Origin of the sequence: Pseudomonas sp. (assembly GCF_049645325.1) — a bacterium.
In the GTDB taxonomy this organism is placed as follows: Bacteria; Pseudomonadota; Gammaproteobacteria; order Pseudomonadales; family Pseudomonadaceae; genus Aquipseudomonas.
On the sequence record NZ_JBARTQ010000034.1, the window covers coordinates 1 to 6,027 of the forward strand.

Here is a 6,027-nt window from a genome sequence, read left to right on the forward strand (position 1 = left end):
GGCTTGGTCGGCGACATGCAGGCCCCGGTCGACATCACGTACCTGGCCGACACGGTGATTCTGCTGCGCTACTTCGAAGCACTGGGCAAGGTGCGCCGTGCCATCTCTATCATCAAGAAACGGACCGGCTCCCATGAATCGACGATTCGCGAATACCGTATCGGCAGCCAGGGCATGACCGTCGGCGAGCCCCTCGACAACTTCCAGGGGGTACTGCGCGGCATTCCGACCTACATGGGCGCTGGCTCTCCTCTACTCAAGGAAGAGGGCTAGTGCCGGCGCTAACCCTCGCTTCCGAGCGCGCCATCGTCCTGGCGCCCATGGGTCGTGATGGCTCATTGGCGCTGATGATGCTCGGTGAGGCCGGCTACAACGGCATCATCGCCAGCAACCTGGCGCAGATGTGCGACGCATTGGAAGATGGCGCAGGCCTGTTGATTATTGCGGCCGAAGCCCTGCGCGGGGTTGATCTGGAGCCCTTGCTGATGCACCTGCACCAGCAGCCGGCCTGGTCGGATTTGCCCATCGTGCTGATGACCCATCACGGCGGCAACGAGCAGAACGGCTCGTCACACCTGAGCGGGTTGTTGGGGAATGTGACCTTCTTGGAACGCCCGTTCCACCCCGTGACATTGATCAGCCTGGTCAGCGCCTCACTGCGCGGAAGACGCCGCCAATACGAGGCGCGCGACCGGCTGATTGACTTGAGCCAGAGCGAACTGCGCCTGCAACGTACGCTGGAAACCCTTGAGCAACAGGTGGAAGAGCGCACGGCGCAACTGCGCAATAACGAAGACGCCTTGCGCCAATCGCAAAAAATGGAAGCGGTCGGCCAATTGACCGGCGGCATCGCTCATGACTTCAACAACATGCTCACCGGGATTATCGGCAGCCTGGAATTGCTGCGCAGGCGCGTGTCGCGCGGCAAGCTGGATGACCTCGACAGCCTGATCGACCTCGGTGTGACCTCCGCCAACCGCGCCGCCGGCCTCACTCACCGGCTGCTGGCGTTTTCGCGACGCCAGTCGCTGGATTCAAAACCGGTAGAGATCAACCAACTGGTCAGCTCCATGGGCGAACTGCTGCAGCGCAGCATCAACGAAAGCATTGACCTGGACATGCGCCTCACGGACCAGCTGTGGACCGCCGAGGCCGACCCCAATCAGCTGGAAAGCGCCCTGCTCAACCTGGTGATCAACGCCCGCGATGCCATGCCCAATGGCGGCCAGCTTGTGGTGGAAACCACCAATCGCCACCTCGACAGCGTGTTCACCGCCGCCTACGGCACGCTCACACCCGGCGACTACGTCGAGCTGAGCGTCAGCGACAATGGCTGCGGGATCCCGGAAAACCTGATGGACCGAGTGTTCGACCCGTTTTTCACCACCAAGCCCATCGGCCAAGGCACCGGACTTGGGTTGTCGATGATCTACGGGTTTGCCAGGCAGTCTCACGGGCATGTGACGATTCATAGCCAAGTGGGTAGAGGCACGACCGTCAGCCTGTTTCTGCCGCGCTTTATTGGCGAAATGCAGGTAGAGGCACTCGCCAACCCAGCATTGCTGCCCTTTGCGAATGCCGGCGAGACGGTATTGATCGTCGAAGACGACCCGGCGGTGAGGGTGTTGGTCAGCGCCGTGCTCAAGGAGTTGGGCTACAACTTTGTCGAAGCCGGCGACGCCAACACGGCGGTGCCGATTATCGAGTCCGAACAGCGCATCGACCTGCTGATCAGCGACGTAGGTTTACCCGGCATGAACGGTCGCCAACTGGCGGAAATCGGCCGGCAAATACGCCCCGGCCTCAAGGTGCTGTTTATCACCGGCTACGCCGAGCACGCCGCCGTGCGCGGTGGCTTCCTCGACCCTGGGATGCAGTTGATCACCAAACCATTCACGTTTGATCTGTTGACGGCAAAAGTCAGAGAGATGATCAGGGATTAGGGCTGCAGCGCAGCCCTTGGGCAGTTCAGGCCAGCAGGCGCTGGATATGCTCTTGCAGCGTATCGAGGTCAAACGGCTTGGCCAGGATCGGCGCGTTGCGCGTGATCGGGCTGTTGCAGTCGAGAATTTCCTGCGGGTAACCGCTGATAAAGATGACTTTCAATTCCGGTCGCAGCTTGATTGCAGGCTCGGCGATCTGCACCCCGGAAATCCCGCCGGGCAGGCGGTAATCGGTGACCATCAGGTCCAGGTGCGGCTTGGTCGCAAGGATTTCAAAGGCCTGTTCGCCGTCAATCGCCTTCAAGACCCGATAGCCCAGGCCGGCCAGGTATTCACCCAGCACAAACATAATTGATTCGTCATCTTCGACGATCAGTACAACATCTTGTGCATCTTCACTCATGGGAAGCCTTTGTCCGGTCAATAGCTGCAATTACGACCATGGGGTCACGCAGAGGTTGCGTCGAGCCGACGATTGATTTCACGCCGACGCACCGAGGGGCAGGCACACCCGGAACAAGGCGCCCTCGCCTATCCGGCTCTCGACTTCGATGGTGCCGCCATGGGCCGCCACGATCTGTTCCGAAATAAACAACCCGAGCCCCAGGCCTGCCGCCACTTGGCTGGCAGACACGCGCTCAAACTGCTGGAAAATGCGTTTCTGGTTGTCTTCGCTGATGCCGATGCCGCGATCGCGCACTTCGACCCGTGCTTCACCATGCTCCGTGTACACCCGCACGTCCACCGGGCTTTTGGCACCGTAGCGCAGGGCGTTGGTGAGCAGGTTGGTGATCACTTGCTCGATGCGGAATTCATCCCAGTTGCCCTCCACCGTTTCCTCTGCCACAAGCTGCATGGATGACCCGGCGGCCGCGACTTGCGGAGCGAAATTTTCCACCAGGTTGCGCACCAGTTGCGTGAGGTCGAAGTGCGCCGGGCGAATCGACAGTTTGCCGGTGCGAATGCGCGACACGTCGAGCATGTCTTCGATCAGGCGGATCAGGCTCTGGATCTGGCGCTCATCGCGGTCGACCATGGCGTGCATCTTGTCCAGGGTGAACGCAGCGGCGTTATCGCGCGCCAGGTGCATCTTGCGCAGTTGGGTTTCCAGGATCAGCCCGTTGAGTGGCGTACGCACTTCATGGGCAACGATCGACATGAAGTCGTCACGCATGCGCACAGCCTGCTCCAGTTCGGCCTGGGTGGCTTGCAGGCGCGTCAGCAGCAGTTCCTGCTCACGGCGGCTGCGCTCCAGGGCTTCCACCTGTTGTTTCATGGCCTTGCTCTGGCGATACAGGTCGACGAACACATTGACCTTGCTCTTCACCGCGTGGATATCCAGCGGTTTGTGCAGGAAGTCGACCGCACCGCTTTCATAGCCCTTGAAGGCGTAGTTGAGTTCGCGGCCGGCGGCGCTGACGAACACAATCGGGATGTTCTTGGTCTTTTCGGTGCCGCGCATCAATTCGGCCAGTTCGAAACCGTTCATGCCTGGCATCTGCACGTCGAGAATCGCCATGGCGAATTCATGTTCCAGCAACAGGGACAACGCTTCGTCGGCGCTCAATGCCTTGTAGACCTGACGGTCTTCGCGCTTGATCAGCGCTTCAAGGGCCAGCAGGTTCTCCGGCAGATCGTCGACGATCAGCAGTTTGGCCTGGACAGTACTTAACATGGTGAGTTTTCCAGGGAAGCCAACATCGAGCCGATCTGGCTCAAGGTCAGAATATGATCAGGTGTGTGCAAGGCCAGGGCCGCCAACGGCATCACGGCGATGCGCGCTTCGGCGGGGTCTTGCACCACGGTAATGCCGCCCGATTGCTTGACGTGGGCGAGCCCGCGCGCGCCGTCCTGGTTGGCGCCGGTCAATAGAATCGCAAGCAGGCCTCGGCCATAAGCATCGGCGGCAGAAGCGAACAGGTAATCAATGGCTGGCCGGGAGTGGTGAACGCGGTCTTCCTGGCTCAAGGACAGGCTGCGGTCCTGTTCTACCGACAGGTGATAACCGGGCCCTGCGAAATACAAGGTGCCGGCCTCGATGACCTCTTTGTCCTGCGCTTCGCGCACGGGAATTTGCAGGCGCCGTGCAAACACGTCTGCCAACTGGCTGCGACGCTCGTCCGGCAGGTGCAACACGGCAATGATCGGCAGCCCAAAGCCCGGCAGCAGCCCTGCAAAAATACCCAGCAACGCCTCAACGCCGCCGGCAGAGGCGCCGACAACGATGGCTTCAATCCCGCGAATCGGGTTGGCTGCAACGTCGTTCATGATTTTCGGTAGATCCGTTCTTGCTTGACCAAAGGCTCGAATTGTTTGCTGTAGGCGGAGAAATCCAGGGTCTCCTTGCTGCCCAGCACCAAGAAGCCGCGATGACACAGCGACTCATGAAACAACCCAAACGCACGATCCTGCAACTTTTTATTGAAATAAATCAGCACGTTACGGCATGAAATTAATTGAGTTTCTGAGAATACACTGTCCGTCGCCAGGCTGTGGTCGGCAAAGGTCACGTTCTCACGCAGCGTTTTGTCGAAGATCGCGTAATCGTAAGCTGCGGTGTAGTAGTCGGCAAATGAACGTTGCCCCCCGGCTTGCTGATAATTGGCGGTGTAGGCCCGCACATTCTCCAGGGAGAAGATGCCCTGCTTGGCTTTGTCCAGCGATGCCGGGTTGATGTCGGTGGCATAGATGATCGTGCGCTCCAGCAAGCCCTCTTCACGCAGCAGGATGGCCATTGAGTACACCTCCTCCCCCGTGCTGCAACCGGCGATCCAGATCTTGATCGACGGGTAGGTCTTGAGCAGCGGCACCACTTCCTGGCGAATCGCCAGGAAGTGCGAAGGGTCGCGAAACATCTCGCTCACCGGAATCGTCAAGAACTGCAGCAACTGCATGAACGCCGACGGGTCGTGCAGCACGCGCTCTTGCAGCGCCGAAATGGTTGCGCAGTCAAACTGACGCAACGCGTGGGCCACGCGCCGTTTGACCGACGCACCGGAATAATCGCGAAAATCGTAGCTGTACTTGAGGTAAATCGCCTCGATCAACAGGCGCAGCTCAATATCGCTGCTTTTATCCAAAAAACTGCGCTCCACTTAAATGCGTTCCATCTTCGGTAGCCATACGCGAATCAGTGAAAACAGGCGATCCAGGTCGATCGGCTTGGCCAGGTAATCGTTGGAACCCGCCGCGAGGCAGCGCTCCTGATCGTCTTTCATGGCCTTGGCCGTCACCGCGATAATCGGCAGCTTTTTCCAGCGCGGGTCCTGGCGGATCAAGGCCGTGGCCTCGTAACCGTCCATCTCCGGCATCATCACGTCCATCAGCACCAGATCGATATCGTCGACTTCATTGAGTTTGTCGATGGCTTCACGGCCATTACGCCCGATCACCACCACGGCGCCTTTGTGCTCCAGGGCGCTGGTCAGGGCAAAGATGTTGCGCACATCGTCGTCCACCAGCAGGATTTTGCGCCCCTCGAAGACCTTGTCGCGGCTGCGCGCGGTCTTGAGCATCTTCTGACGCTCATGGGACAGCTGCGATTCGACTTTGTGCAGAAAGAGTGTGACCTCGTCCAGCAGGCGCTCCGGCGAGCGTGCGCCCTTGATGATGATCGAGCGCGAATACTTGCGCAGCTCGGCCTCTTCGTCGCGGGTCAGGTTGCGGCCCGTGTACACGATGACCGGCGGGAACGAACAGATATCTTCGGTGGACATGCGCTTGAGCAGCTCGTTGCCGAGCATGTCCGGCAGCTTCAAGTCGATGATCATGCAGTCATAGATGTTGGTGCGCAGCAGGTCCAGGGCTTCCTGGGCAAAACCGACGGCGGTGATCTCGATGTCATCGTCGCCGATCAAGCGCGCAATGCTGTCACGCTGCAGGTCGTCGTCTTCCACCAGCAGCACGCGCTTGACCTTCTGGGTCAGCTTGGCCTCCAGGCGTGCAAACACGTCCTTGAGCTCTTCGCGGGTGGTCGGCTTCACGGCATACCCGATGGCGCCCATGTGCATGGCGGCTTCGACGCGGTCTTCCACGGAAATCACATGCACGGGGATGTGGCGGGTATTGGCGTGTTCCTTGAGGC

The 6,027-nt window shown here is 59.7% G+C and carries 6 protein-coding genes and 1 pseudogene; 2 read left to right on the top strand and 5 right to left on the bottom strand.

Annotation, left to right across the window (positions count from 1 at the left end; translation table 11 throughout):
• Window positions 1-273 (top strand): annotated as a pseudogene (locus WBB95_RS01375) (ATPase domain-containing protein); the annotation flags it as partial.
• A 47-nt stretch (window positions 274-320) separates the two neighbouring features.
• Window positions 321-1,943 (top strand): ATP-binding protein, encoded by a 1,623-nt coding sequence (locus WBB95_RS01380; protein WP_424485956.1) that lies wholly within the window; start codon window positions 321-323, stop codon window positions 1,941-1,943.
• Between the two features lie 25 nt (window positions 1,944-1,968).
• Here the strand turns inward: WBB95_RS01380 and WBB95_RS01385 are convergent, their stop codons facing one another.
• The 5 genes from WBB95_RS01385 to WBB95_RS01405 form a co-directional block, all read right to left on the bottom strand.
• Window positions 1,969-2,346 carry a response regulator gene (locus WBB95_RS01385; protein ID WP_003217591.1) on the bottom strand — a complete coding sequence of 126 codons (378 nt, stop codon included), beginning with the start codon at window positions 2,344-2,346 and terminating at the stop codon, window positions 1,969-1,971.
• Between the two features lie 78 nt (window positions 2,347-2,424).
• A complete protein-coding gene (locus tag WBB95_RS01390; protein ID WP_424485953.1) occupies window positions 2,425-3,618 on the bottom strand; it encodes a hybrid sensor histidine kinase/response regulator in 1,194 nt (397 codons plus the stop codon).
• Entirely contained in the window at window positions 3,612-4,211 is a 600-nt protein-coding gene (locus WBB95_RS01395) for a chemotaxis protein CheB (RefSeq protein ID WP_424485954.1), read from the bottom strand. Before WBB95_RS01395 ends, WBB95_RS01390 begins: the two co-directional genes overlap by 7 nt.
• Window positions 4,208-5,038, bottom strand: a complete 831-nt coding sequence (locus tag WBB95_RS01400) for a CheR family methyltransferase (protein ID WP_015372059.1) — start codon at window positions 5,036-5,038, stop codon at window positions 4,208-4,210. Before WBB95_RS01400 ends, WBB95_RS01395 begins: the two co-directional genes overlap by 4 nt.
• Window positions 5,039-6,027, bottom strand: a 989-nt coding sequence (locus WBB95_RS01405) for a response regulator (RefSeq protein WP_424485955.1), incomplete at its 5' end; no start/stop codon positions are given. It abuts the gene before it with no gap.